The sequence below is a fragment of the Psychrobacter sp. UBA3483 genome (assembly GCF_002377905.1).
In the GTDB taxonomy this organism is placed as follows: Bacteria; Pseudomonadota; Gammaproteobacteria; order Pseudomonadales; family Moraxellaceae; genus Psychrobacter.
This window is the reverse complement of the sequence record NZ_DFQS01000003.1, coordinates 69,078-91,713: the sequence shown is the minus strand read 5'-3', so window position 1 is coordinate 91,713 and position 22,636 is coordinate 69,078. Positions and strand designations below refer to the sequence as shown.

Here is a 22,636-nt window from a genome sequence, read left to right as displayed (position 1 = left end):
TCCAAGTTTAGGGGGTCAGTTCACATTGGTAGCGCTTTTTTATTTTAAACATACCCTGTCTTGTAGAAGATTAAGCTAAATCTTTGACGCCTCGTAAATCTCTTCAATAGAAGCGTTAATAGTATTAGCAAACTCTTCGTCACTTTGTTGCTTGCTTAAACCTTCGGTAAAGGCACGCGAGAAGCTCGCAATCATACCGGGGTTTTGCTTGAGCTTTTCGCAGGCATCATAACGACTATAACCACCAGACAATGCCACCACTTTTAGTACTTTTGGATGGTCAATCAGCTCTTGATAAAAGCCCTCTTCTTCTGGCAAGGTCAGTTTTAGCATCACTTGATGACCGTCGTTTAAGCGCTCAAGATTATGCAAAATACTGGTTTTAAGGATGATTTCGCAATCATGTTTTTTGCTACTGTTGATATCTACTTCAGGCTCAACAATAGGCATCAAACCTTTGGAGATAATCTGCTTTGCCACATCAAACTGCTGCTGCACGACTAGTTCAATACCGTCGACACTTGGCTCATAAATAACTGAACGCATCTTGGTGCCAAATACCGGATAGTTTTTAGCTTTGTCCAATAAAGCATCTAGATTAGGTATCGGACGCATCACTTGCACGCCATCCATGTGCTCAGCCAAACCCTTATCTACCTTTAAAAACGGTACGATATTTTTATCTTCCCATAGATAATTGGCGGTCGGCTTGCCATTAACCTCGCGCTCCATGGTATCTTCAAATAAAATCGCGCCAAGGACACGCTCATTATCAAAAGCATCACAAGTCATGATACGAGCGCGCATCTCATGTACCAAGTCAAACATGGCTTCATCGTTGTCATAAGCATCGCCGCTAACGCCGTAATTTTCTAGCGCTTTTGGCGTACTGCCCCCGCTTTGATCAAGGGCGGCGATAAAACCTGAACCATTTTTTATACGCTGTAGTTGTTTTTCGTATTCCATTGAATGGGTATCCTATCCTAATTTATAAGGGTAAAACGTTATTATAATAAGTCAATCAGCCCTCAACCGTGTGAGCCTGACTGTCAGTTACCTTATCATAGGACATGGCGCGTGCCTATCGTTGATAAGTTAAAATTTTGCTCATTTAAACGCTCGAAGTTAAGCCAAAAACAATACCGCCACACAGCAAACTGCCAATAATAAACCGACGATATTGATACGATTAAGCTGCTCTTTAAATATGCCGACGCCTATCAACGTTGCCACCGCAATCACACCCACGTTCATACTTGTAAAGACGATGCTTGGCGACTCAGACAATACTTGATGGGCACGCACATAAGCATAAATATTACCCATATTTAGCGCCCCAAGTAATAATCCTGCGCTAAGAGCATTACCCTGCCAGCGTACGCGCGTGCTAAGCAGGTAAACGAGTAGCAGCAAACCTGCCAACCCAAAGGTCACAAACAAGGTTAAAGGAAAAGCCGCCCCTTGCTTGGCAACTTGCTTAAATAAGATATCAATAACGCCATAACCTAACCAAACGCCAAACAGCCACAGCGGTGTCTGCTTTGCTTGGGTATTTATAAGCCCATGCTGCGGGCGATAGACCAAAGCAGCAAGCGCCAAAAACCCTAACGCTAGCCCAAGGACTCGCGTACCTGTCAGTACTTCGCCAAATAATAAAAAAGCGGCAACAATAGGAATAATAAGCGATAAACGCTGAGCGGCATCGGTTGCGACCATACCGACCGATTCAATCGCGCGCCCAAGGATGATAAATACCGCCGGCAATAACACCCCAAGGGCAATAATGATGCCCCATGCATTACCAAGTGCGCCGATGCTACTGACATCTGGTTTTAATAACACCCAAGTTAATAAAAATGCCACGGGATATCCCGCCACGATGGTTTGGCGAATATCGATATTTTTTTGGCGTAGTATTTTTAAAAGTACGGAAACAGCGACGCTACAGAGCACCGCTATTATGAGATACATCATCAACTTTATCCTTGTTTGGCCACAATTCTGCGTGTTTATAAGCGTTTATTATTTGTATGAGTAAACAAGTACTCATCCATTAGCTGATTTTTCCATTATTAAAATGGGATAGATAGAAGAAAGCAATAAACCAAAGGAAATAATGGAATGTAACAAAATATTTCATCTACAGCAATCTAATTATTGTGTACTTGATTGTTCAGCTTACAATTAGCATGCAGGCATGAGGACGAATTTTGTTAAAATAACCAGCAATCCTAATAACAAAAGTAACGATTCACGATAGCGCTTGACGGCGTTTATCTTGGCGTACTGCTATGAATGCTCTTTGACTGCCTATGAACGCTTTATTTCGCTTTTTTGAAACTCGTCTGCCTGCCTTTCCTGAGACGCCTATGCCGCTGCCCTCACCGCGCGATGGTATGCTCAAATTTATGTGGGCGTGTACCAAAGGGCTACGCGGTTGGTTGTTGCTATTTATGATTTTGTCCGCTGGTATCGGTATCTACGAGGCCATGCTATTTGCGTGGATTGGCAATATCGTCGATTGGCTTGGCGTTTATACCCCGCAAAATCTGTGGGCAGAAAAGGGCGATATGCTGCTTTTGATACTGGCCGTGATGATTTTAAGTCCGCTCTGGATTGCCCTATCGTCATTTATCCATTTTCAAACCTTGCAAGGCGTCTTCCCGATGCAGATGCGCTGGCGTTTTCATCAGCGTATGCTTGGGCAATCGATGCAGTTTTATCAAGACGAATTCTCAGGTCGCGTCTCTGCTAAAGTGATGCAAACGGCGTTGGCGGTGCGCGATACTGTCATGACAGTCACCGACATGTTTATGTACGTTGCCGTTTACTTTATTACTTCTGGCATTATTTTATTTAATTTAGACAGCTTGTTATTGATTCCATTTATCGTTTGGTTTGTCTTAGTGTGGCTGGCAATGTGGTATTTTATTCCCAAACTTAAACAAACGGCGATTGTACAGGCCGATGCCCGCGCGTTAATGACGGGGCGCATCACTGATGCGTATGCCAATATTATGACGGTTAAGCTGTTTAGCCATTCGCGCCGTGAGCTTGGTTATGCCAAAAACGCCATGGGACAGTTTTTGGGTACGGTCCATGCGCAAATGCGCTGGGTCAGCTACCTTGAGGTATCAACCCATTTAATCAGTGTGATTTTGGTCAGTAGTACGGCCGGTATCGGAATTTATTTATGGCAGCAAAGCGCTGTTGGTGTTGGGGCAATTGCCGCCGCAACGGCGATGGCGCTGCGATTAAATGGCCTGACGCGCTGGATTATGTGGCAAACTGCTAGCCTGTTCGAGAGTATCGGCACGGTACAAGACGGTATGCGCACGTTATCTGCGCCGCAAACCATCGTCGATAAGCCAAATGCTTCTATCCTTAAAGTTAGCGATGGTCGTATCGTTTTCGACCACGTTGATTTTAGTTATGAAGGCGAAGACAATGACACAGGTTTAAACAAGCATAAATCAGGCCAGCCTCTAGATAGCATAAATGAAAATGGCATGGATTCTATGGCGGGAACTTCGTACGCCAAACTATTAGATAATTTTTACTTAGATATCAAACCCGGTGAGAAAATCGGTCTAGTTGGGCGTTCGGGCGCTGGTAAATCAACCTTGGTTAATTTGCTATTGCGCTTTTTTGATGTCGATAAAGGTAAAATTTACATCGATGGGCAAGCGATTGATGAAGTTACCCAAGAGTCGCTGCGTCAGCAAATCGGTATGGTCACGCAAGATACCTCGTTATTGCATCGTACTGTCCGTGAAAACATCGCTTACGGTCGTCCTGATGCAACCGATGAGGAAATCATTACAGCTGCTAAGCAAGCACAAGCGTGGGACTTTATCAAAGATTTATATGATGATAAAGGCAATACCGGTCTTGATACCCAAGTCGGCGAGCGTGGCGTTAAACTATCTGGCGGTCAACGTCAGCGCATCGCTATCTCACGCGTGATGCTAAAAAACGCGCCAATTTTGTTACTGGATGAAGCAACCAGTGCGCTTGACTCTGAGATTGAATTTGCCATTACCGAAAGCCTGAACGACATCATGACGGGCAAAACCGTGATTGCGATTGCGCATCGATTATCGACCATTGCCGCGCTGGATAGATTGGTGGTTATGGATAAAGGCCGTATCATCGAGCAAGGCAGTCATGATGAGCTCTTGGCATTAAATGGCGTTTATGCGCGCTTATGGCAGCGTCAAAGTGGCGGCTTCTTAGGCGAAGACAGCTAATTGAAAGTTAACAATAAAATGTAAGATGACGGTTAAAAATAGCCACAAGGAAGTGAAATTTTTATGGAAGCATTTACTAAGCGTATTGATATCAATGGCAAGCAAGCGCGCTATTATGATTTGCAAACGTTAAATCACATAGCAACTCATGCAGACAAACCAAACCACCATAAACGCCCGCCTGCCCATTTTTATGGTGGCAATAGCTTTACCGTTGGTACTTACGCACCGTTGTTAAATGAGCTCGCAACAGAGTTTGATTTATCGGCATTAGCGCTACGTGGCTATTGGTATGATAAACCGCAAGCGCCGCGTCTGACCCGCGAGCAAGATGCCGATTTATTGATTGAGTTTTTGGAAAAAACCCAAGACGCCCCTATCGTGGGTATCGGGCATTCGCAAGGCGCAACAGCTACCGCTATGGCAGCAGCGAAACGTCCCGATTTATTCTCGCAGTTATATCTTATCGAGCCCGTCACCTTTACTAAAAAACAAGCGACACTTTATAACTTACTACCACGTAAAATACTGCTAAGCCGAGAACCCTTTAAAAGCACCCTAACCAAGCAAGTTACATGGTCAAGTATTGAGGATTATTATGAGCATCTGCGCGCACAACGGGCTTATAAACGTATCAGTGATGAGCACTTAAAAGTATTTGCTGAGCAAAGCTTGTCTGCTAACGATGATGGCAGCTATAGCTTGATGTTTGCCCCCGAGCAAGAGCTGGCCAACTATTTTGGTGCGCCTCATATCGATGCAGCATTAAAAAAACTCGGCTGTTCTTATACCTTAATCACGGGCAAACCGACTCTATTTATCAATGATAAAGTACGTAAACAATGGCAAGAGTTTGTTCCTGATGGCAGTATTATCTCTTTGCCAGACTACGGTCATCTATTACCGATGGAAGCACCGAAATTGTGTGCGCAAATTATTAATGAACATTATGAAAACAGTAAATAAGCCAAGCCTTGTGAAATGTGGGATATATGGGATATGAGCAATGAGCAACCTTTTTGGCTCTGCGCCGACTGATAATTTATTGCCTTATGATGGCAAGGTTAATGATTTAGGTAACGTGATCGATTACCCAAGTGCCTTATATTATGCCTTATTGACGACGCTACCTTGGCAATCTGATGTCGTAACGCTATTTGGTAAGACGCATGTCACCACTCGGCAAATAGTATGGATGGGCGACAGTGCTGCTAGTTATCAATACTCTGGGCACACGCGGCAAGCCATTGCATGGACAGACTCAGTGTTTCATGTGAAACGTCACGTTGAACAACAGTTATTGAAAGTCGGTATCGACGTCGATTTTAATTCTTGCTTGCTGAATTATTATCCATCCGGCGATGAAGGTATGGGTTATCATGCCGACGATGAGAACGAGCTTGGCGAGCAGCCAGTTATAGCTTCTTTGTCACTCGGTGCTACGCGCAAGTTTGTTTTAAAACATAAAAAAACTCAAGATAAAGTCGAGCTTTATCTTGAGTCCGGTCAGCTTATCGTCATGCATGGTGATACGCAAAAATATTGGAAGCATACTGTCACTAAGACAAAAACAGTTTCAGAGGGACGTATTAGCTTAACCTTCCGGCAAATGGTATTAAGTTAAGTGGATCTGGCTTAATTTAAAAAAGCTTAGCTTGCTTTAAGCACAATCTTGCCAAAGGTATCGCCTTTTTCTAGCTGATGGTGCGCGGCGACCACTTCAGATAAGGGATAGGTTTGCTGAATCTGCAAGGTCAGCTTGCCATCAGCGATATCTTGTAAAACCTTTGCCATGTCTTCGCCATTTGGCTTTACCGCATAACCATCAACGCTTAGATTTTTATCATCACCCGCAGCTTTTAGTTTATCAACCCAAATGGTCGGTAGCACTTTAACGCGAGCCCCTGACTTGAGTACACTTAAGGCGCGCACGCCGGCATCGTCACCGACCAAGTCCATCAGTACATCGGCTTGTAAATCCGGAAAATCTTGGTCTTTAGTATAATCAATCCAACCTGCCAGCTTACTTTTATCTATCAAATCATCAAGTTTGGCGTATTTTTCTGGCGAACAAATAACCGTGACTTTGATAGTATCCGAAGCCACTTTTTGTAGCAAAAACTGAATCGCTAAATGACCAACGCCGCCCGCTGGCGCGTTTATCACCACATGCTCAGCGTTTTTTATGTCGGCAAACTCGACGAATTGTAGCGCCGTTTGCCCGATACAAGGCAATGCTCCTGCTTGCTCTAATGTCACCGCCTGTGGTACTTTTGCCAGTAAATCTACGTCAACAGCGACGTATTCAGCGTAGCAGTTGCCATCAAAACTAAGAGCCGCGACGTCATCTCCAATCATAAATTTATCGCTATTGCTTTTGACCACCGTCCCTGCAACATCAAAGCCTAAAATAGCGGGCTCATCTTTATCAAATTTATCTTTTTGAATGGCCTCAGCGCCCCAGCCTTTACCTTGACGGGTTTTATAATCGACGGGATTGATACCAGCATAAGCAACTTTAATTAATACTTGGTTGTCCTTTAATTCAGAAATAGCCACGCCGTCTTGATATGTCATGACCTCAGGCTCGCCAAACTCGCGTATCAGTACGGCGTGCTGCGCCGTTGGTAGGTGTTTATCAGACATGATTTTTCATCCTTGTATTATTCTAATTTCTCTTTTTGCTTAATTTCTTATGTGTTATGGATTCATTTATAACAGCAATTTATAGCAACGCCAGCTCTGCACTTAACGGTAGATGGTCCGATAGCGTTGACCAAGGCTTACCGGTATGTACCCAAGCATCTTTCACCCTTAGATTGCGCACATAGATTCGGTCTAGACTGAGCACAGGCAGTTTTGCTGGAAAGGTTGGCAACAACTTACCATGACAATGCTTAAAAGCTTCGGTCATACCCAAGCTTGAAGCGAGCCTGTCACAAGACATTTTTTTCCAGTCATTAAAATCGCCCGCCAAAATCAGCGGCTGGTCGGGCGCAATCTCATTACGCACATAGTTAGAGATGGCTTCATACTGCTTGATACGGTCACGCTCAAAGAGGTTTAAATGGGCGCATAATACCACCACCGGCATATCCCACCCTAAAGGCTGCACTTCACAATGCAGGACACCGCGCTGCTCAAGTTTATTGACAGTAATATTGACGTTATGCTTTGGATCTAGCGGAAAACGACTCAACACCGCATTACCATGATGACCGTTTTCATACTCTGAGTTTTTGCCATAGCTGTTTTGCAGTTGCAGATATTCACCAAACCATTCGTGCTGTGATTGGTCGGGGTATTCGTTATATTGCATGTTACGCTTGAGGTTTTGACCCTGCACTTCTTGCAGGCAAAGAATGTCTGAGCCAATGATATCAAGCGCTTTGGCGATACCCTGTATCTTGACTTGGCGATTCATCGGCGACATGCCTTTATGAATATTGTAGCTGGTTAAAACAAAAGAGGTGGTATTAGTCATAAATTTATCAGTCATAAACTCAGTATGGATAGAGTGAGGGTAAATGGCGCTTTATGAAAACTTATCACATGACACAAGTCATAAGACAAGCATCAGCCTGCATTATTATAAAAAAGAGCATTGATTCATATGGAACCAATGCTCTTATATTATACCTATGTCGTAACGATGGCTAATTCATTAACGAATAGCAGCAATCGCTTAGTAGCGCGTTACCAGAGCAATTGGTTGGTCTTCACCCATCAGCTCCAGCGGCATAAATACAACTTTGCCGCCATTATGAATGACATGTTCGATGATTTCGCCAACCGCATCATCAGTCACGCCTTTGGCGGTCGCATCATCAGCCATACTTAAAGTCTGCGCCTGCTCATCGATCGTGGCAGGTTGCATATAACCGCGGCGAACATATAGGGTTTCGCCGACACCTTGGAAAGCACTGCGGTAAACTTCTTGCAGGTCTGTTTGGAGCATATTGGCACCGCGCGCTTTATCAATCTCACCCATAGCGGCTTGATGTAATGACGAGCGATAGCCTTCGACTGCCTCTTGCACGCTATCAACGATATGCTGGGCGCTACCTTCTTCTAAATTGGTGGCGTTTGAAACGGTGGCAATAATGTTTTCTGGACGGTCACAAACATCTTTGTAGTAACCGATATTTTTTGCATCACCAACAATGACTAGAGGCATTTTATGCTCGCCCCATAGCTCTTGGACGCTCTTATCTACTTGGTTAAAGAACTCTTTTAGATAGCTACTCTCGTTATTTGCTGAGCGATCAGAGCCTGCATCACCCGTTGTGTATAAACCATTATTTTCCACAGGAAAAGGAATATTTTCCATATTGTTTTGTGCGTCGGTCTCTTGATCAAACTCTTTTACCACACGGTCATTGGAGGCTTCAATCAAGCGCGCCTTATCACGGGTCAATACCACCGTGTAATAATGCACAGCACTGGCCATATCACGTACCAAATCACGTGTTGCAAATCTATCAGAGATAATCACGCGCTCTTTGGTATCAATAGGCATACGAACGATTTGAGCATCATCAGTACTGGCAAATATGGCCAAGGTATCTAGGTTATAGTTGTGATTAAGGTCAGCAGTTTTATTTTGTATGTTTTCTAAAATAGTGGTAGCGGTACTTTTGTCGTACTCATTATTTAGACGTTCTTCGACGACTTTTAGTTGGTTTTTTAGGGCAATAGGATCTTTTTGATTATCAGGATGCTCACGGTGCGTTTTGACAAAAATGCTGACCGCTGGATTGGCTTTGGTCTCACGTAGACTTTTAAGAGTTGCTTTCATAAATACTGCTCCTTATTTTATTATCATTGGTTTGTATCGCAAAGCTTGTCATAGAATTTAAAAATTATTTTTAATCATTGCCTTGTGTCTAATTTATTATATCAAGTCCTTGTATACCTAAGATGCTAACAACTTACCCTCACTCCCTGTAGGGTTAATTTGCAAGTAAATGATGATGCTTTGTAAGTGAAGCTTAGCTAACTTTAAGAAATATCGAAAGTTGACGTTGATTTATTTTCCAACGACACACTCCTAAAAAGCCATTTGTAAAATAAATAAGGGTAACATCACCTATAAGCGCTGGCTTGTATTTCAACCCTGTCATACCCATCTTTTAGATAACCATCTTCCTAAATAGCTTTTTAGATAACATTTATAACCCTTTATCTAACCCATAATCATTTATTCATCACTAGCAGACCTTGATTAACAGACATTGGATACCTTTCTTTATGACTTCTATGAACTCTATCGCTCCAGATCTACACCTTGTTGATTTTTCCATTACCACACCTAACGCCTTACAAAGCCAGGTCATTGTGGCTATCGATGCTGCCAACCGTTTTTTAGATAATATGTCGGAAGATAGCAACCTTAGCGCTGAGCAGGCTTTGGCAGAGGTGATGAGGTTTGACCATATAAATCTTGCTTTAGATCGTAGTTGGGGGATTTTGTCGCATCTTAATAGCGTTATGAGCGGCGATGATATTCGTCATGTGCATCATGAATTGTTGCCGAGACTTTCCGCTTATGGCACACGTGTTGGTCAGCATCAGCCGTTATTTAGTCGCTATCAGACGATCGTCAATGATCAGGCTTTCTTTGCTGCTCTAGAACCTGCGCGGGCGCGAGCGATTGAGCTTGCGCTACGTAGCTTTGAGCTCTCAGGTGTGGCATTACCAAAAGCGGAACAAGAAGAATTCGCCGCTATTCAAAGTGAGTTATCGACTTTATCAGCGACGTTCTCAGACCATATATTAGATGCCACCCAGGCTTATGCCTTACCACTTGAGCAAGACCAATTAGCAGGGTTAACCGAAAGTGGTTTGGCGCTATTAGCGGACGCAGGTGAACAGTATAAAGCGCGTGAGCTTGCCAGCGGTACGCTCACCCAAGCACAAATTGATGCGTTGCCGACGCCTTATTATGTGGCAAGCTTAAATATTCCTGTTTATCTTGCTGTTATGACCCATGCCGATGATCGCAATCTGCGCGAAACGCTTTACCGCGCTTATGTCACCCGTGCTTCTGAGTTTGATGAGCATACCAATGCCAAAGGTGAGTCGCTCAATAATGCCGATATCATGGGTCAAATCCTGCAATTACGCGCGCAAAAAGCCAAGCTATTAGGTTTTAATAACTATGCAGAAGTATCACTGTCGACTAAAATGGCAGATAGCGTTGTAGAAGTTGAAACCTTTTTACGCGATTTGGCTGCGCAAGCAACCCCAGCCGCTAAGCAAGACTTAGCTCAGCTGCAAAAGTATGCGCCGGATTATGCTATTGAGGATTTGCAGCCGTGGGACAGCGCTTATATCGCCGAAAAAGTAAAACAGAGCGAATTTAGCTTATCGCAAGAGGAGATACGTCCTTATTTCCCACTACCGAAAGTGACTAGCGGATTATTTACAATCGTTGAGCGCCTATACGGTATCAAGGTACAAGAGCACAGTGAGTCGGTATCACGCTGGCACGATGACGTACGTTTTTATCAATTATTTGACGCCGATGATCACTTGCTTGGTGGCTTTTACTTTGATTTATTTGCCCGTAGCGGTAAACGTGGCGGCGCCTGGATGAGCGGTTTTCAATCACGTTATATCTATACGGAGCAAGACCATCAGCAGCTACCGGTCTGCTTTATGGTCGGCAACTTCACCCCTGCCCTTGATGGCAAACCAAGCTTATTGACCCACGATGAAGTACTCACCTTGTTCCACGAATTCGGTCACGGTTTGCACCATTTACTCACCCAAGTAAGCGTTAGCGATGTCGCTGGGGTCAATGGCGTTGAGTGGGACGCGGTCGAGTTGCCCAGTCAGTTTATGGAAAACTGGGCGTGGGATGCTGAAGGTATCGCACTGATTAGTAGCCATGTCGAAACTGCTGAGCCATTACCAAAAGACAAACTTGCCGCCCTATTAGCGGTCAAAAACTTCCAAAGTGGCATGCAAACCTTACGCCAAATAGAGTTCGCACTTTTTGATTTGTTGATTCATGCGCACATGCCAGCGCTTGATTATGAAGGAATTTTGGCAACGCTAAACGCCGTGCGCGATGATATTGCCATTATGCAGACGCCAGATTATAATCGTTTTGCCAATGGCTTTAGTCATATCTTTGCTGGTGGTTATGCCGCCGGTTATTACTCGTATAAATGGGCGGAGCTGTTGTCTGCCGATGCGTTTAGTAAGTTTGAAGAAGAAGGTGTTTTTAACCCAGCTACGGGAAAAGCCTTCCGCGAGACTATTTTATCAGTCGGTGGTAGTTTCCCTGCCAAGACCAACTTTGAGAACTTCCGCGGTCGCAGCGCCAGTATCGATGCGTTATTACGTCATAGCGGTTTTGACAATGTCAAAAATGACATGGCTAAAAATGACGCTGCCGCCCCTGCTAAAAGCAATGTTCAAACGACGCGCGAGGTCATCTAAATGCGCTATCAATCATCAACGCCAAAACGCCGGTTTTTAGCGGGCGTTCGCTGTCCTAAATGTCAGGCGATGGATGCTGTGATGCAAGTTAACATCGTTATACCTGAACCTGATGAATACATCGGATGCACGCAGTGCGGACATACAGAGCGTCGCCCCGATCCTGATACTATCAGTGCTAAAAATCATTTAGAGGATCAGATTGCTCGTGATGCCATGTCGACTGGCACCAGCGGGACGGTGAAGTTTAAACCCTAATTATAAGTCTTAATAAAACCTAGCCTATCTAGCAATAGATGGGCTTTTTATTTTGAGTTTGTTATAGTATGCCTACTTATATTTTTGACATAAATCGACCATTGTATGAATAAAAAACAGACACCGCCTTTATCCGTTAAACCATTAAAAAAACAACCAGTAAAACGACGCAATAAATGGTGGCCAATTCTTATATTGGTTGTTTTACTAATTGGCTATTTGGTTTGGAAAGGTAACTCGCCAAACGCTGAAAAGTCGCCGATTGAAAGCACAACACCTGCTGCCGAGTCTATTGCGCAAGATAACGCTGTGCAATCAGATACCGCATCGTTAGATAATAATGACGAGCTAGCTTTAGATAACGATAGCTCGGCAAGTACAGATGTTCAAATACCTGATCCCGACGCTATTTTAAATGCGCCTTTGCCGGAAAATGACAGTTTAGCAAAAGAAGAAATCGATCGCTTAGAAGATGAGCGTCAGCGCTTAGCAGAACAAGAGAAGCTGGCAGCGGAGCAGTTGGCAATGAATAAACAGCTGACAGAGATGAAAGAAGAGCAAATCGCCTTGCTTGAGGAGCAAATTGCTCAGCTAGAAGCCGCTGAAAGCGCGAAAAATAGTGTAAAATAATATTCATTTCACAAAGGGGCGGATAGATAGATGGCAAGTCTACAACTTACCCACGCCCCTATTTTAAATAGCAGCGCCCAATTGCTAGTATTGCCGGTGAATAACGCCGGTATTCTGTTAGACCCTATTCTTGCGCGCAGCAAAAACCTGTACCCGGACAATTACCAACGCTACTTTCGTGCCTGCCGCGAGGGTAGCTTAATGCTTGGTAGCTGTTTAATGCATAAGCGCGCACGTGAGCAAGCTGGACTTGGCGTCAGTAGCAACGGTAGCCAACCGAGTTATATTGCTAACCTTGTGGTATCGGATCATCCCTACCATCCATCAAGAGCAAGCTGGTTAATTTCAGCGTTGGTTGATTTACAACAGCAGCTGATACCTTTAATACGTTATCAAGGTATACGCAGGGTTGCCTTATTAGCGCGCCCGCTTATTGCTCATCATCTACAACACAATCCTACTCAAAATGATGCTAGTAACAACGCCGAAGTAGAAAAATTAATTGCTTTAGAGTGGCATAGCAATCTCTTGCCGCTTATCAACCAGCATTTGCAAGATTTACCAAAGCTGCGTATCGATATCCACCTTCCTAAAAACATCGGCATATAAATCAATTTCTCCCTATCATCACCTTTTTGAAGACATAAAAAAACCGCCTTGATTGCTTATTAACAGCGACCAAAGCGGTTTTTCATATCTTGACTAGTTCAAGTTGCGTCACATATCGCTGCTTAGTTTTGCTCGATACCTTTCATGGTCAGCTTAATACGACCACGATTATCGACGTCTTGTACCAATACGCTGACGGTTTGACCTTCTTTTAGATAATCAGACACGTTTTCTACGCGCTCATCTGCAATTTGCGAGATATGGACGAGACCATCGGTGTTTGGCAAGACGTTAACGAAAGCACCGAAGTCAACAATACGAGCAACCGTACCTTGATAAGTTTTACCGACTTCTACCTCTGCGGTAATGGCTTCAATTTTGCCAATAGCCGCTTTAGTTGCTGCTTTGTTTTCACCGAAAATACGAATTGTACCAGCATCATCGATATCGATAACCGCGCCAGTTTCTTCGGTTAGCTGACGAATCGTTGCGCCACCTTTACCAATCACATCGCGGATTTTTTCTGGGTTGATTTCGATGACGGCATAGTTAGGTGCATGAGCGTTGATTTCCGTACGGCTTGCAGGCAGTACTTTGTTCATCGCTTCTAGGATATGGATACGGCCAGCATGGGCTTGCTTAAGGGCTTGCTCCATAATGTCTGGGGTAATACCTTCGATTTTGATATCCATCTGTAACGCGGTGATACCGTCTTTTGAGCCTGCTACTTTAAAGTCCATATCACCAAGATGATCTTCATCACCTAAGATGTCAGACAATACCGCAAAGCGCTCGCCTTCTTTAACCAGACCCATTGCGATACCGGCAACTGGTGCTTTTAGCGGTACGCCAGCATCCATCAATGCCAAGCTTGCGCCGCAAACTGAAGCCATTGAAGAGGAACCATTTGATTCTGTGATTTCAGATACCACACGAATCACATAGGGGAAGCGTTCGCTATCTGGGAGCATTGCTTCAACACCGCGGCGCGCTAGGCGACCATGACCGATTTCACGGCGTTTTGGCACACCTTCACGGCCGGTTTCACCAACTGAGAAATGTGGGAAGTTGTAATGCAACATGAAATGGTCACGAATCGTACCAGCCAATGAATCAATCATGTTTACATCACGGGTGTTACCAAGCGTGGTGGTTACTAATGCTTGTGTTTCACCGCGGGTAAATAGTGCTGAACCATGGGTGTATGGTAATACGCCTACTTGTACATCTAGTGCACGAACAGTTTCAAGATCACGGCCATCAATACGCGGTTTACCTGACAAGATATTGTCACGAACGGTGCGGTATTTTAACTCTTCATAAATCTCTTTTAATTCAGTTACCGTAACATTATACGTTTCTGCTTCTGCGTCACCTGCCAATGCCTCGATAATCGCTTGTTTGATTTCGTCAAGTTTGGTGTAGCGCTCTTGCTTATTGGTAATGGTATAAGCATCAGCAACTTGCTCGCCAAACTGCGCTTTCATGCTGGTTTCTAACGCTTGATCGCGAACAGGCGCGGTGTATTGCTGCTTAGCGGTACCAACTTCTTCTGCTAGTGACACGATATTTTCGATAACGATTTGCTGCTGCTCATGACCGTATAAAACCGCACCTAACATTTGGTCTTCAGACAATTCTTTCGCTTCTGATTCAACCATCAATACTGCAGATTTGGTACCCGCAACCACCAAGTCAAGGTCGCTGTCTTTGAGCTGCTCAAGCGTTGGGTTAAGGACGTATTCACCATTGATAAAACCAACACGCGCTGCTGCTACCGGGCCATTAAATGGCGCATCAGAAATAGCCAGCGCTGCTGAAGCACCGATGAGCGCAGCGATATCTGCCGACTGAGTTTTATCAGACGAGACAACCGTTGCCGTAATTTGAATTTCGTTCACATAGCCTTCAGGGAATAGTGGACGAATCGGACGGTCAATCAGGCGCGACGTTAAGGTTTCATTTTCGCTGGCACGGCCTTCACGTTTACCATAAGCACCAGGGATTTTACCGGCTGCATACATTTTTTCTTGATAGTTGACTGTCAATGGAAAGAAGTTTTGACCTTCTTTCGCATCAGACTTTACTACTGCTGCTACTAGGACAGTCACACCGCCCATGTGAACCAAAATAGAGTTTGCTTGACGAGCAATACGGCCCGTTTCGATAACGACCTGCTGGTCGCCGTACTGAAATTCACGCTTAATGGTATTAAACATTGTCATATAATTTTCCTAATATTGACTGACGAAAGGGATATCAGCATCGCAAAAAGCTGATATCTGTCATTAAAAATTCTTGGTAACTGGCTACTCGTGATTGGCTACTAATTGACGTTAACATAATTAAAAATTGGGTCGATTAGCGCAAATGTTGTTACCTATTCATTTGATAAATTTATTTAAATAGACGACTTAGCGTTACTTACTTAATAAAATCTGTTTTTCTAGTCACTGTTTTATCAATAGTACCCGTAATGATAAGTCATATAAATATTCAATCGAGCGCGAGTACTACTCTCAAACTCATAAGGCATTATTTTACAGTGATTTATAGCCATTGACCAATGAAATGCAAAACTGTCTGTTTGCGCATCGCAGTTATAAACCGTTCAGTATAAAAAATTCGGTTAAAATAAGCGACTGCCGCATTAAAGGTGACACTAGAGCACAATATTTTAACGGTCAAACTCATATAAATACGCATAAAAAAACGGCGTGAAACTATTCCACACCGTCTTTAGAAAAAATCTATTTTATCGAGCTTAGCAAGCAAGTGCCAAATGGTTGAGCAAAAATTTTAAAATGCTGCCATATTAAGGCATATTCTTTTTTAGCCACCATTGGTACTCTTATTGCCAAATTAACGACGTAGACCTAATTGGCTAATAAGGGTGGTATAGCGACCAAGGTCTTTACCTTTTAAGTAATCAAGTAATTTACGACGCGTGTTAACCATACGGATAAGACCACGACGGCTGTGATGGTCAGCTTTGTGTTCTTTAAAATGGTTTTGTAAATCGTTAATACGAGCACTTAATAGCGCTACTTGAACTTCTGGAGAACCTGTATCATTTTCGCCACGTTGGTATTGAGCAATGATTTGTTCACGATCAGTATTGGTTAGCATAAATCTCTCCGGCAATGCTAAATGCACTAAGATAAACTTAAATTTTAAGTCTCTAAGCACAATAGAATAAAAAAATAAAATAGTTTAATCGTCATTCAGGACAACCCTGCATTACTAGAGTTGACCTAGTGTACGACAAACTTATCAATTAGAACGTTTAGTTAAGAATAAAACGAAATTTAAACGTGACAGCGATTATAGCAAAAAACTGCTGAACTAGCAGCAGTTTTTTATAGTCGTTTTACAATTTTTACAGAGAAAAATTAGCGTAAAAACTAAATCGATAAGATCGATAAGTAAGATAGTTTTTCACAGACAATTATTTTATAAACTACTTCTCTACATCATCCTGCGTAGCATTACCGCCAAGCTCATTATCTTCAAGAGGAGCGGTCGTTGCTTCCGCTAAACTATCTGGGATATTGTCTTCTCTAGGATTGATATCTTCTGCTTGTTGTTTAATTTTTTTCTCTTGCACGTCCATGTTACCTTTTGAGTCACTCATATATATTCCTAATTATCATTATTTTTCTACCAATTAATTTGTTAATCATTAATAAATTTAATAAGGTATAAGATTAACTATTTTTCTTCTTTAGCATTTTTTAAATTTTCAGCAATACGGTCAGCGGCGGCCTCAGTATCTTCCGTATGGTTATTTTCTGTTTGACCTTTTAAAGCAGCAGTTGCTGATTCTGAACGCTCTTGCTCGAATTTAGTATCGTTTGGGTTAGGGTTTGACATAATAATTTCCTTTTTTATGGTTATGGTTTTTACGTAAAATCAATATAAATATTAAAAACGAATCGATTTATGAATTAAGTTTTCTACAATGTAACTTATTTTTTGCTTTAAGATAATGCTTTATCAATAGCGGCTACGAAATCGTTAATGTCATCTGGGTTACGTGAGGTGATTAGATTGCCGTCTACCTGTACACTTTTATCGACGAAATTTGCGCCAGCATTTTCTAAATCAGTCTGCAACGAGTGGTATGCCGTTAGGGTTTTACCTTTAGCAATTCCAGTATTAATCAATGCCCAAGGCGCATGACAAATGACTGCTAAAGGTTTGTTTGCATCTTTAATAGCATTAATAATGCTATGCGCTTCTTTATTCCCGCGTATGGTATCAGCGTTCACAGTACCACCCGGCAAGACCAACGCATCATAAGCAGCAACCTTGGCATCTTTAGCAAATATATCAGCAGTAAAGGTGTCGCCTTTATTAACGTCCTGCTGCATGCCTTGAACTTCTTTATCTTCATTGGTCGTAATTAGGACTGTTTTATAACCCTTATCTTTTAATTTTTTATTAACTTCTTCATATTCGGCTTGTTCGAAGTTATTATGTAATAAGAAAGCAATGGTTTTCATAATAATCCTTATACTTGGTACATTAATTTTATTAGTTTTACACAATATCTTTTATTATTGCTTTTAAAGTCGAGCATTTTATTTATATTAGTTAATGTCTTTTTATTTTTATGTGTACTGCTTATTTTTATAATTTTTTAACGATTAAAGAATTTCCATCTTTAGTATTTTTAATTTTTTCTTATTTTTATGTCTTTGTCTTGCTTTCCGTAGCTGACTTAACTAAGGTACAAAAAAAGCAGGTCTCACTATAGGTGAAACCTGCAATAAAATGTGATGATATGTGATTAGTGTAAACTCTTAGTAAGCTTTACCTAGTTTCAGTTAAGCTGCTTTGAAAGGATATATCATAATTGAATTAACTTTTTAGGTTGTAGTCGCCCATTTAAACTTACCGCGCCTAGGCCAATAAACTGCCCTTGCTCATTTAATAGACGGATATCTACCGGTATTTCATAAGGCAACAAAGCCTCACTATCACCACCTTTATCATCATCGCCATTTTTTTGAGTAACACTATTCTCATCATGGCTATGCTGTTGCTCGACGCTAGCGGAAATATAGCTTCGTAAACTGTCAGTTAGCTGCTCGGTGACATTTAAGCGTTGTCCCATATATACACGGACACACTGCTCGGCCGTTAAGCTAAGCTCAGCATCAAGGGTAATACAAGCATCAACTGGCAATAAATACGTTAAGCGACGCTCCAAAGACAATGCCTCTAAATCGGCCAAGCCAATCGCATCATCAATCTTAAAACTGCCAACCTGTAGACGCCGTAAAGCGGTTAGATGCCCTAGCGTGCCAAGGGTTTTAGCGATATCTTCTGCCAATACTCGTACATAGGTACCTTTCGAGCAAGTCACTGTCAACTGAATCTGCTCTTTATCGATAGCTTTTAACTCGATTGCTTTAATTGTGATATCTCTTGGGGGCCTATCGACCTCGATACCTGCTCGCGCATATTCATACAATTTTTTGCCATCTTTTTTTAGCGCCGAATACATAGGAGGTATTTGTTGCTGAGCACCTAAAAACTGCTGAGCAACGTCTTCTAACAACGTTTCATCAAACATGGGAACAGGCGCTTGCGCAATAATTTGACCATCTGCATCACCAGTATCTGTCTGACTACCAAGTAAAATAGTCGCTTGATAGGTTTTATCGGCATCGAGTTGGTAATGACTAAACTTAGTCGCCTCACCCAGACAAATGGGCAATAAGCCCGTTGCCATCGGATCGAGGGTACCCGTATGACCGGCCTTTTTGCTGTCATGGTTGGGTGACTTAAACAAATACTTCACCTTTGACACCACCTGCTGCGAGGTCATACCTTGCGGCTTATCCACTAATATTACGCCCGAGACTTTTATTTTCTCAGGCGTTTTATGCGTTTTTGTAGCAGCTGGCATAAGGGGTTTTGTAGAGGCTGTCGACATAGCGGTTACTCGTTAATTTCTTGCTCATCAGACTCGTTTTGCTCAGTTTTGGTCACAGCCTTATTGATAAGATCCATCATATAGTTACCCCGCGCCGTCACTTCATCATAATGAAAACGCAAACGCGGTGTGGTACGTGTTTTTAGACTGTGGCTTAACTCGGTACGCAGAAAACCAGCAGCTTTATTGAGGACCTTGATGCTGTCTTCATGGCTAGATTTGGTCATCGCATCATTAAGCTCAGGCTCCATGATGGTGACATAGATATCAGCGTAACCTAAGTCTGGGCTGACTTTGACACTAGAAATAGTGACAAAGCCCGTCAAGCGCGGGTCATTGACTTCATCACGGATAAGGACCGCAAGCTCACGCTGAATTTGATCAGCCAAGCGTTGTAAACGTTGATTCATGTTATTACCTTATTGGTCATACAGCTTATTTTTATTAACAAACTCTCATTAAAAACGCATGAGCGTTATATCTAATGACATTAAATATAAAACACAATATCTTTGCTAAAAAAGGCCTAGCAGGGTGTACCTGTTAGGCCTAAGTACAGCTAAATCTTAAGAAATTATCCAACCATTCAATTATTTTATACGATTGAATGGTTAAATCATAAAACGACTGCTTTAGATGGTACGGGCGAACTCTTGGATTTCAAAGACTTCGATCTTATCGCCAGCTTCAACGTCGTAACCACGAACCGCTAGACCACACTCCATACCGGTACGTACTTCATTGACGTCTTCTTTATAACGACGTAATGATTGCAATTGACCCGTAAAGATAACTTGGTCATCACGCAAGACGCGGATAGGTTTGTTGCGATAAATCGTCCCCTCAACCACCATACAACCAGCAGCAGCACCAAATTTACTAGAACGGAATACTTCGCGAACCTCAGCAACACCCAAGATTTTCTCACGATGTTCTGGCGCTAGCATACCACTCATTGCCGCTTTAACATCATCAATCAAACCATAGATAACGCTGTAATAGCGGATATCCATTTTAGCAGCGTCCGCTTTACGGCGTGCGGTTGCGTCTGCACGGACGTTAAAGCCTAATAATACCGCTTCACTAGATTCAGCCAATGTCACATCAGATTCAGAGATTGGACCAACCCCTGAGCTAATCACACGGACTTTAACTTCATCAGTCGATAGCTCATTTAAGGCAGCAAGTAATGCTTCAAGTGAACCACGAACATCGGTTTTTAAAACGATATTTAGGAATGAGACATCGCCTTGTTCCATCTGATCAAACATGCTCTCTAGACGCATGGCGTTCTGACGCTCAAGCTGACGTTCACGCTCACGATTGGTTCTAAAGTCAGCCACTTCACGAGCTTTTTTCTCATCGGTTAAGACTAAAAATTCGCTGCCAGCAGCTGGTGTTTCAGGTAATCCTAAGATTTCTACTGGAATAGAAGGACCTGCAGATTGAATACGTTTACCATGTTCATCGGTCATCGCACGAACTTTACCGTAATGCTCACCCGCTAATACCAAGTCGCCTTGTTTTAGAGTACCTTTTTTAACCAAGACACTGACAACCGGGCCACGACCTTTTTCAAGTTTTGATTCAATGACCACGCCTTGCGCAGCACCATCTAACGGTGCTTCTAGTTCCATCAGCTCAGCTTGTAGGCTGATAAGCTCTAATAGCTCATCAATACCATCGCCTGTTTTGGCTGAGATACGCGCCATTGGGGTATCGCCGCCCCACTCCTCTGAAACCACTTCTTTCGCGGTTAATTCATTAAGGACGCGATCAGGGTCGGCACTTGGTTTATCCATTTTATTGATAGCAACGATGATAGGCGTACCAGCAGCGCGCGCGTGATCAATTGCTTCTTCGGTTTGTGGCATCATGCCATCGTCAGCAGCAACAACGATTACAACAATATCTGTCGCCTGTGCACCGCGTGAACGCATAGCACTAAAAGCGGCGTGACCTGGGGTATCAAGGAAAGTAATAACGCCGCGATCGGTTTTCACATGATAAGCACCAATATGCTGGGTAATACCGCCCGCTTCACCTGTGGCAACTTTCGTTGTGCGAATTTTATCGAGCAATGAGGTTTTACCGTGGTCAACGTGACCCATAATAGTCACGACTGGTGGACGCGTTTGCACGTTACTGCTGCGCTCATCAACGGCATCTTGTAGATCGTCTTCAACCTTGGTGTCACTAACCGGTACTGGGTTATGACCCATTTCTTCAACAATCAGACTGGCTGTTGCTTGATCAATAGTGTCTGACTCGCGCGCAATTTCACCCATTTTCATGAGTAATTTGGTCACTTCGCGAGCTTTAACCGCCATACGCTGTGCCAAATCAGAAACCGTAATGTGTTCACTGATCTCAACATCGTAAACGATTTTATCGACTGGTTTTTCAAACTTATGCTGTGAGGCTTGCGTTGAGCGTAAACCGTTTTTACGGTTTTTGATTTCACGCTCGTCTTGGTTTTTGCGGCGACCACGACCGCGAGCACTGGTACTACTGGTGCCGCGTTTGATTTCGCGACGTTCTTTTTCAAACGATTCTTCTAGTGCATCACCAACCAAACCTTCGGCTAATGGCTCATCTTTACGAACTTCAGTTGCAGGCTGATCGGTATACTTACCAGCCATTTTACGCATTTGCTCAAGCGTACGCTTTTGCGCTTCTTCGGCTTGCGCGCGGCGAGTTTCTGCTTCGATTTCACGCAGACGCGCTTCCTCGACTTCACGAGCTTCGCGAGCTTTACGCTCAGCTGCCGTTTCAACTTTTGGTTTCGTAGCAGCAACTTTTTTCTTCGGCTGCTCTTTCGGTTTAACTTCTACCGCCGCTTTACCGCCTTTTTTCACAACCACTGAGGTTGAGATATCGTCATTCTTATCGTCTGACTTTTTGCTCGAACCTAAGCTTGCCCGCATCGCTGCCAAAGTAGCGGCTTGACGTTCTTCCGCCTTTTTCTTGGTAGCGGCACGCTCTTCTGCTTCTTTAGTCGCACGCTCTTGCGCTTCAATCATTGCTTGTTCGCGCGCTGCTAATTCTTCCGCCATTTTTTCTGGATCAGGCTTCTCGAACACTTTCTTTTTACGCACTTCTACATTGACGCTCTTAGATTTACCTGAAGAGCCGGTCACACGCGCGGTGCTAGTCGTCTTAGATTTCAGGCTAATACGTCGCTTTTCTTGCTGGCCATGACTTTGCTTTAAATACGTCACCAACTTCTCTTGCTCAAGCTCGGTGACTAGGTCATCCTCTGCGCGAGCAGGCAGTCCAGCATCTACCAGTTGCTGTTGTACAGCACTTGCGGTTTTGCCTACCATATCTGCCAGTTCTTTGACGGTCTTATCTGCCATTTATTATCACCTACTGTCTATTATTTGCTATATGTTCAATTCAGTTGTTGGCTACAAATGATTGGGTTAAGGCTAATACTTGCAACACATTTGATTGGGTTACGTCGTACCAGCCCTTATTATCGATAGCATATCAC

Annotated in this window: 20 protein-coding genes; 7 read left to right on the top strand and 13 right to left on the bottom strand. The window is 43.2% G+C overall.

Going from position 1 to position 22,636, the window contains the following annotated elements; genetic code table 11:
- Positions 1-75: 75 nt before the first annotated feature.
- Both B2866_RS00500 and B2866_RS00495 read right to left on the bottom strand, forming a co-directional pair.
- A complete protein-coding gene (locus tag B2866_RS00500; RefSeq protein ID WP_296189451.1) occupies positions 76-966 on the bottom strand; it encodes a fructose bisphosphate aldolase in 891 nt (296 codons plus the stop codon).
- 159 nt (positions 967-1,125) lie between these two features.
- Positions 1,126-1,974, bottom strand: coding sequence for an EamA/RhaT family transporter (locus B2866_RS00495; RefSeq protein WP_296189448.1), 849 nt, complete (start codon positions 1,972-1,974; stop codon positions 1,126-1,128).
- Positions 1,975-2,312: 338 nt separating this feature from the next.
- Here B2866_RS00495 and B2866_RS00490 point away from each other — a divergent pair, with 338 nt between their 5' ends.
- The 3 genes from B2866_RS00490 (at position 2,313) to B2866_RS00480 (ending at position 5,874) form a co-directional block, all read left to right on the top strand.
- On the top strand, positions 2,313-4,250 hold the full coding sequence (locus B2866_RS00490) for an ABC transporter ATP-binding protein (protein WP_296189445.1): 1,938 nt from the start codon (positions 2,313-2,315) through the stop codon (positions 4,248-4,250).
- A gap of 63 nt (positions 4,251-4,313) precedes the next feature.
- Complete coding sequence (locus B2866_RS00485) at positions 4,314-5,216, top strand: alpha/beta fold hydrolase (RefSeq protein WP_296189442.1); 903 nt, start codon at positions 4,314-4,316, stop codon at positions 5,214-5,216.
- Positions 5,217-5,256: 40 nt separating this feature from the next.
- Positions 5,257-5,874: an alpha-ketoglutarate-dependent dioxygenase AlkB family protein gene (locus tag B2866_RS00480; protein ID WP_296189440.1), complete on the top strand. Its 618-nt coding sequence runs from the start codon at positions 5,257-5,259 to the stop codon at positions 5,872-5,874.
- Between the two features lie 26 nt (positions 5,875-5,900).
- On the opposite strand, the gene B2866_RS00475 is transcribed toward B2866_RS00480, so the two are convergent.
- From B2866_RS00475 to B2866_RS00465, 3 genes are all read right to left on the bottom strand, one after another.
- The gene (locus B2866_RS00475) at positions 5,901-6,896 is read right to left on the bottom strand and encodes an NADP-dependent oxidoreductase (RefSeq protein ID WP_296189438.1); all 996 of its coding nucleotides are present in this window, start codon (positions 6,894-6,896) and stop codon (positions 5,901-5,903) included.
- Positions 6,897-6,975: 79 nt separating this feature from the next.
- Complete coding sequence (locus tag B2866_RS00470; protein ID WP_296189435.1) at positions 6,976-7,734, bottom strand: endonuclease/exonuclease/phosphatase family protein; 759 nt, start codon at positions 7,732-7,734, stop codon at positions 6,976-6,978.
- 201 nt (positions 7,735-7,935) lie between these two features.
- Positions 7,936-9,048 (bottom strand): hypothetical protein, encoded by a 1,113-nt coding sequence (locus tag B2866_RS00465; RefSeq protein WP_296189433.1) that lies wholly within the window; start codon positions 9,046-9,048, stop codon positions 7,936-7,938.
- 461 nt (positions 9,049-9,509) lie between these two features.
- Between B2866_RS00465 and B2866_RS00460 the strand changes: the two genes are divergently transcribed.
- The 4 genes from B2866_RS00460 (at position 9,510) to B2866_RS00445 (ending at position 13,196) form a co-directional block, all read left to right on the top strand.
- Positions 9,510-11,699 (top strand): M3 family metallopeptidase, encoded by a 2,190-nt coding sequence (locus tag B2866_RS00460; RefSeq protein ID WP_296189455.1) that lies wholly within the window; start codon positions 9,510-9,512, stop codon positions 11,697-11,699.
- Positions 11,700-11,957: a YheV family putative metal-binding protein gene (locus B2866_RS00455; RefSeq protein WP_296189432.1), complete on the top strand. Its 258-nt coding sequence runs from the start codon at positions 11,700-11,702 to the stop codon at positions 11,955-11,957.
- A gap of 105 nt (positions 11,958-12,062) precedes the next feature.
- Positions 12,063-12,587 (top strand): hypothetical protein, encoded by a 525-nt coding sequence (locus B2866_RS00450; RefSeq protein WP_296189429.1) that lies wholly within the window; start codon positions 12,063-12,065, stop codon positions 12,585-12,587.
- A 30-nt stretch (positions 12,588-12,617) separates the two neighbouring features.
- On the top strand, positions 12,618-13,196 hold the full coding sequence (locus B2866_RS00445) for a hypothetical protein (RefSeq protein ID WP_296189426.1): 579 nt from the start codon (positions 12,618-12,620) through the stop codon (positions 13,194-13,196).
- Between the two features lie 122 nt (positions 13,197-13,318).
- On the opposite strand, the gene pnp is transcribed toward B2866_RS00445, so the two are convergent.
- The 8 genes from pnp to infB form a co-directional block, all read right to left on the bottom strand.
- A complete protein-coding gene (pnp, locus tag B2866_RS00440; protein ID WP_296189423.1) occupies positions 13,319-15,421 on the bottom strand; it encodes a polyribonucleotide nucleotidyltransferase in 2,103 nt (700 codons plus the stop codon).
- Between the two features lie 637 nt (positions 15,422-16,058).
- Positions 16,059-16,325 (bottom strand): 30S ribosomal protein S15, encoded by a 267-nt coding sequence (gene rpsO, locus B2866_RS00435; protein WP_058023603.1) that lies wholly within the window; start codon positions 16,323-16,325, stop codon positions 16,059-16,061.
- A gap of 331 nt (positions 16,326-16,656) precedes the next feature.
- On the bottom strand, positions 16,657-16,830 hold the full coding sequence (locus B2866_RS00430) for a hypothetical protein (RefSeq protein ID WP_296189418.1): 174 nt from the start codon (positions 16,828-16,830) through the stop codon (positions 16,657-16,659).
- 77 nt (positions 16,831-16,907) lie between these two features.
- Positions 16,908-17,069: a hypothetical protein gene (locus tag B2866_RS00425; RefSeq protein WP_296189415.1), complete on the bottom strand. Its 162-nt coding sequence runs from the start codon at positions 17,067-17,069 to the stop codon at positions 16,908-16,910.
- A gap of 107 nt (positions 17,070-17,176) precedes the next feature.
- Complete coding sequence (locus B2866_RS00420; RefSeq protein WP_296189411.1) at positions 17,177-17,701, bottom strand: type 1 glutamine amidotransferase domain-containing protein; 525 nt, start codon at positions 17,699-17,701, stop codon at positions 17,177-17,179.
- A 347-nt stretch (positions 17,702-18,048) separates the two neighbouring features.
- A complete protein-coding gene (gene truB / locus B2866_RS00415; protein ID WP_296189409.1) occupies positions 18,049-19,140 on the bottom strand; it encodes a tRNA pseudouridine(55) synthase TruB in 1,092 nt (363 codons plus the stop codon).
- Positions 19,141-19,145: 5 nt separating this feature from the next.
- Entirely contained in the window at positions 19,146-19,550 is a 405-nt protein-coding gene (locus B2866_RS00410; protein WP_068407899.1) for a ribosome-binding factor A, read from the bottom strand.
- Positions 19,551-19,772: 222 nt separating this feature from the next.
- Positions 19,773-22,499: a translation initiation factor IF-2 gene (gene infB / locus B2866_RS00405; protein ID WP_296189407.1), complete on the bottom strand. Its 2,727-nt coding sequence runs from the start codon at positions 22,497-22,499 to the stop codon at positions 19,773-19,775.
- Positions 22,500-22,636: the final 137 nt, after the last annotated feature.

Excerpts from the sequence above, each read along its gene's own strand:
- B2866_RS00430 (WP_296189418.1), bottom strand. The coding sequence starts at position 16,830 with ATGAGTGACTCAAAAGGTAACATGGACGTGCAAGAGAAAAAAATTAAA.
- B2866_RS00495 (WP_296189448.1), bottom strand. The coding sequence starts at position 1,974 with ATGATGTATCTCATAATAGCGGTGCTCTGTAGCGTCGCTGTTTCCGTA.
- infB (WP_296189407.1), bottom strand. The coding sequence starts at position 22,499 with ATGGCAGATAAGACCGTCAAAGAACTGGCAGATATGGTAGGCAAAACC.
- B2866_RS00410 (WP_068407899.1), bottom strand. The coding sequence starts at position 19,550 with ATGAATCAACGTTTACAACGCTTGGCTGATCAAATTCAGCGTGAGCTT.
- truB (WP_296189409.1), bottom strand. The coding sequence starts at position 19,140 with ATGTCGACAGCCTCTACAAAACCCCTTATGCCAGCTGCTACAAAAACG.
- B2866_RS00500 (WP_296189451.1), bottom strand. The coding sequence starts at position 966 with ATGGAATACGAAAAACAACTACAGCGTATAAAAAATGGTTCAGGTTTT.
- pnp (WP_296189423.1), bottom strand. The coding sequence starts at position 15,421 with ATGACAATGTTTAATACCATTAAGCGTGAATTTCAGTACGGCGACCAG.
- B2866_RS00455 (WP_296189432.1), top strand. The coding sequence starts at position 11,700 with ATGCGCTATCAATCATCAACGCCAAAACGCCGGTTTTTAGCGGGCGTT.
- B2866_RS00460 (WP_296189455.1), top strand. The coding sequence starts at position 9,510 with ATGAACTCTATCGCTCCAGATCTACACCTTGTTGATTTTTCCATTACC.
- B2866_RS00425 (WP_296189415.1), bottom strand. The coding sequence starts at position 17,069 with ATGTCAAACCCTAACCCAAACGATACTAAATTCGAGCAAGAGCGTTCA.
- rpsO (WP_058023603.1), bottom strand. The coding sequence starts at position 16,325 with ATGCTAACCAATACTGATCGTGAACAAATCATTGCTCAATACCAACGT.
- B2866_RS00490 (WP_296189445.1), top strand. The coding sequence starts at position 2,313 with ATGAACGCTTTATTTCGCTTTTTTGAAACTCGTCTGCCTGCCTTTCCT.
- B2866_RS00450 (WP_296189429.1), top strand. The coding sequence starts at position 12,063 with ATGAATAAAAAACAGACACCGCCTTTATCCGTTAAACCATTAAAAAAA.
- B2866_RS00485 (WP_296189442.1), top strand. The coding sequence starts at position 4,314 with ATGGAAGCATTTACTAAGCGTATTGATATCAATGGCAAGCAAGCGCGC.
- B2866_RS00465 (WP_296189433.1), bottom strand. The coding sequence starts at position 9,048 with ATGAAAGCAACTCTTAAAAGTCTACGTGAGACCAAAGCCAATCCAGCG.
- B2866_RS00480 (WP_296189440.1), top strand. The coding sequence starts at position 5,257 with ATGAGCAACCTTTTTGGCTCTGCGCCGACTGATAATTTATTGCCTTAT.
- B2866_RS00445 (WP_296189426.1), top strand. The coding sequence starts at position 12,618 with ATGGCAAGTCTACAACTTACCCACGCCCCTATTTTAAATAGCAGCGCC.
- B2866_RS00470 (WP_296189435.1), bottom strand. The coding sequence starts at position 7,734 with ATGACTAATACCACCTCTTTTGTTTTAACCAGCTACAATATTCATAAA.
- B2866_RS00475 (WP_296189438.1), bottom strand. The coding sequence starts at position 6,896 with ATGTCTGATAAACACCTACCAACGGCGCAGCACGCCGTACTGATACGC.
- B2866_RS00420 (WP_296189411.1), bottom strand. The coding sequence starts at position 17,701 with ATGAAAACCATTGCTTTCTTATTACATAATAACTTCGAACAAGCCGAA.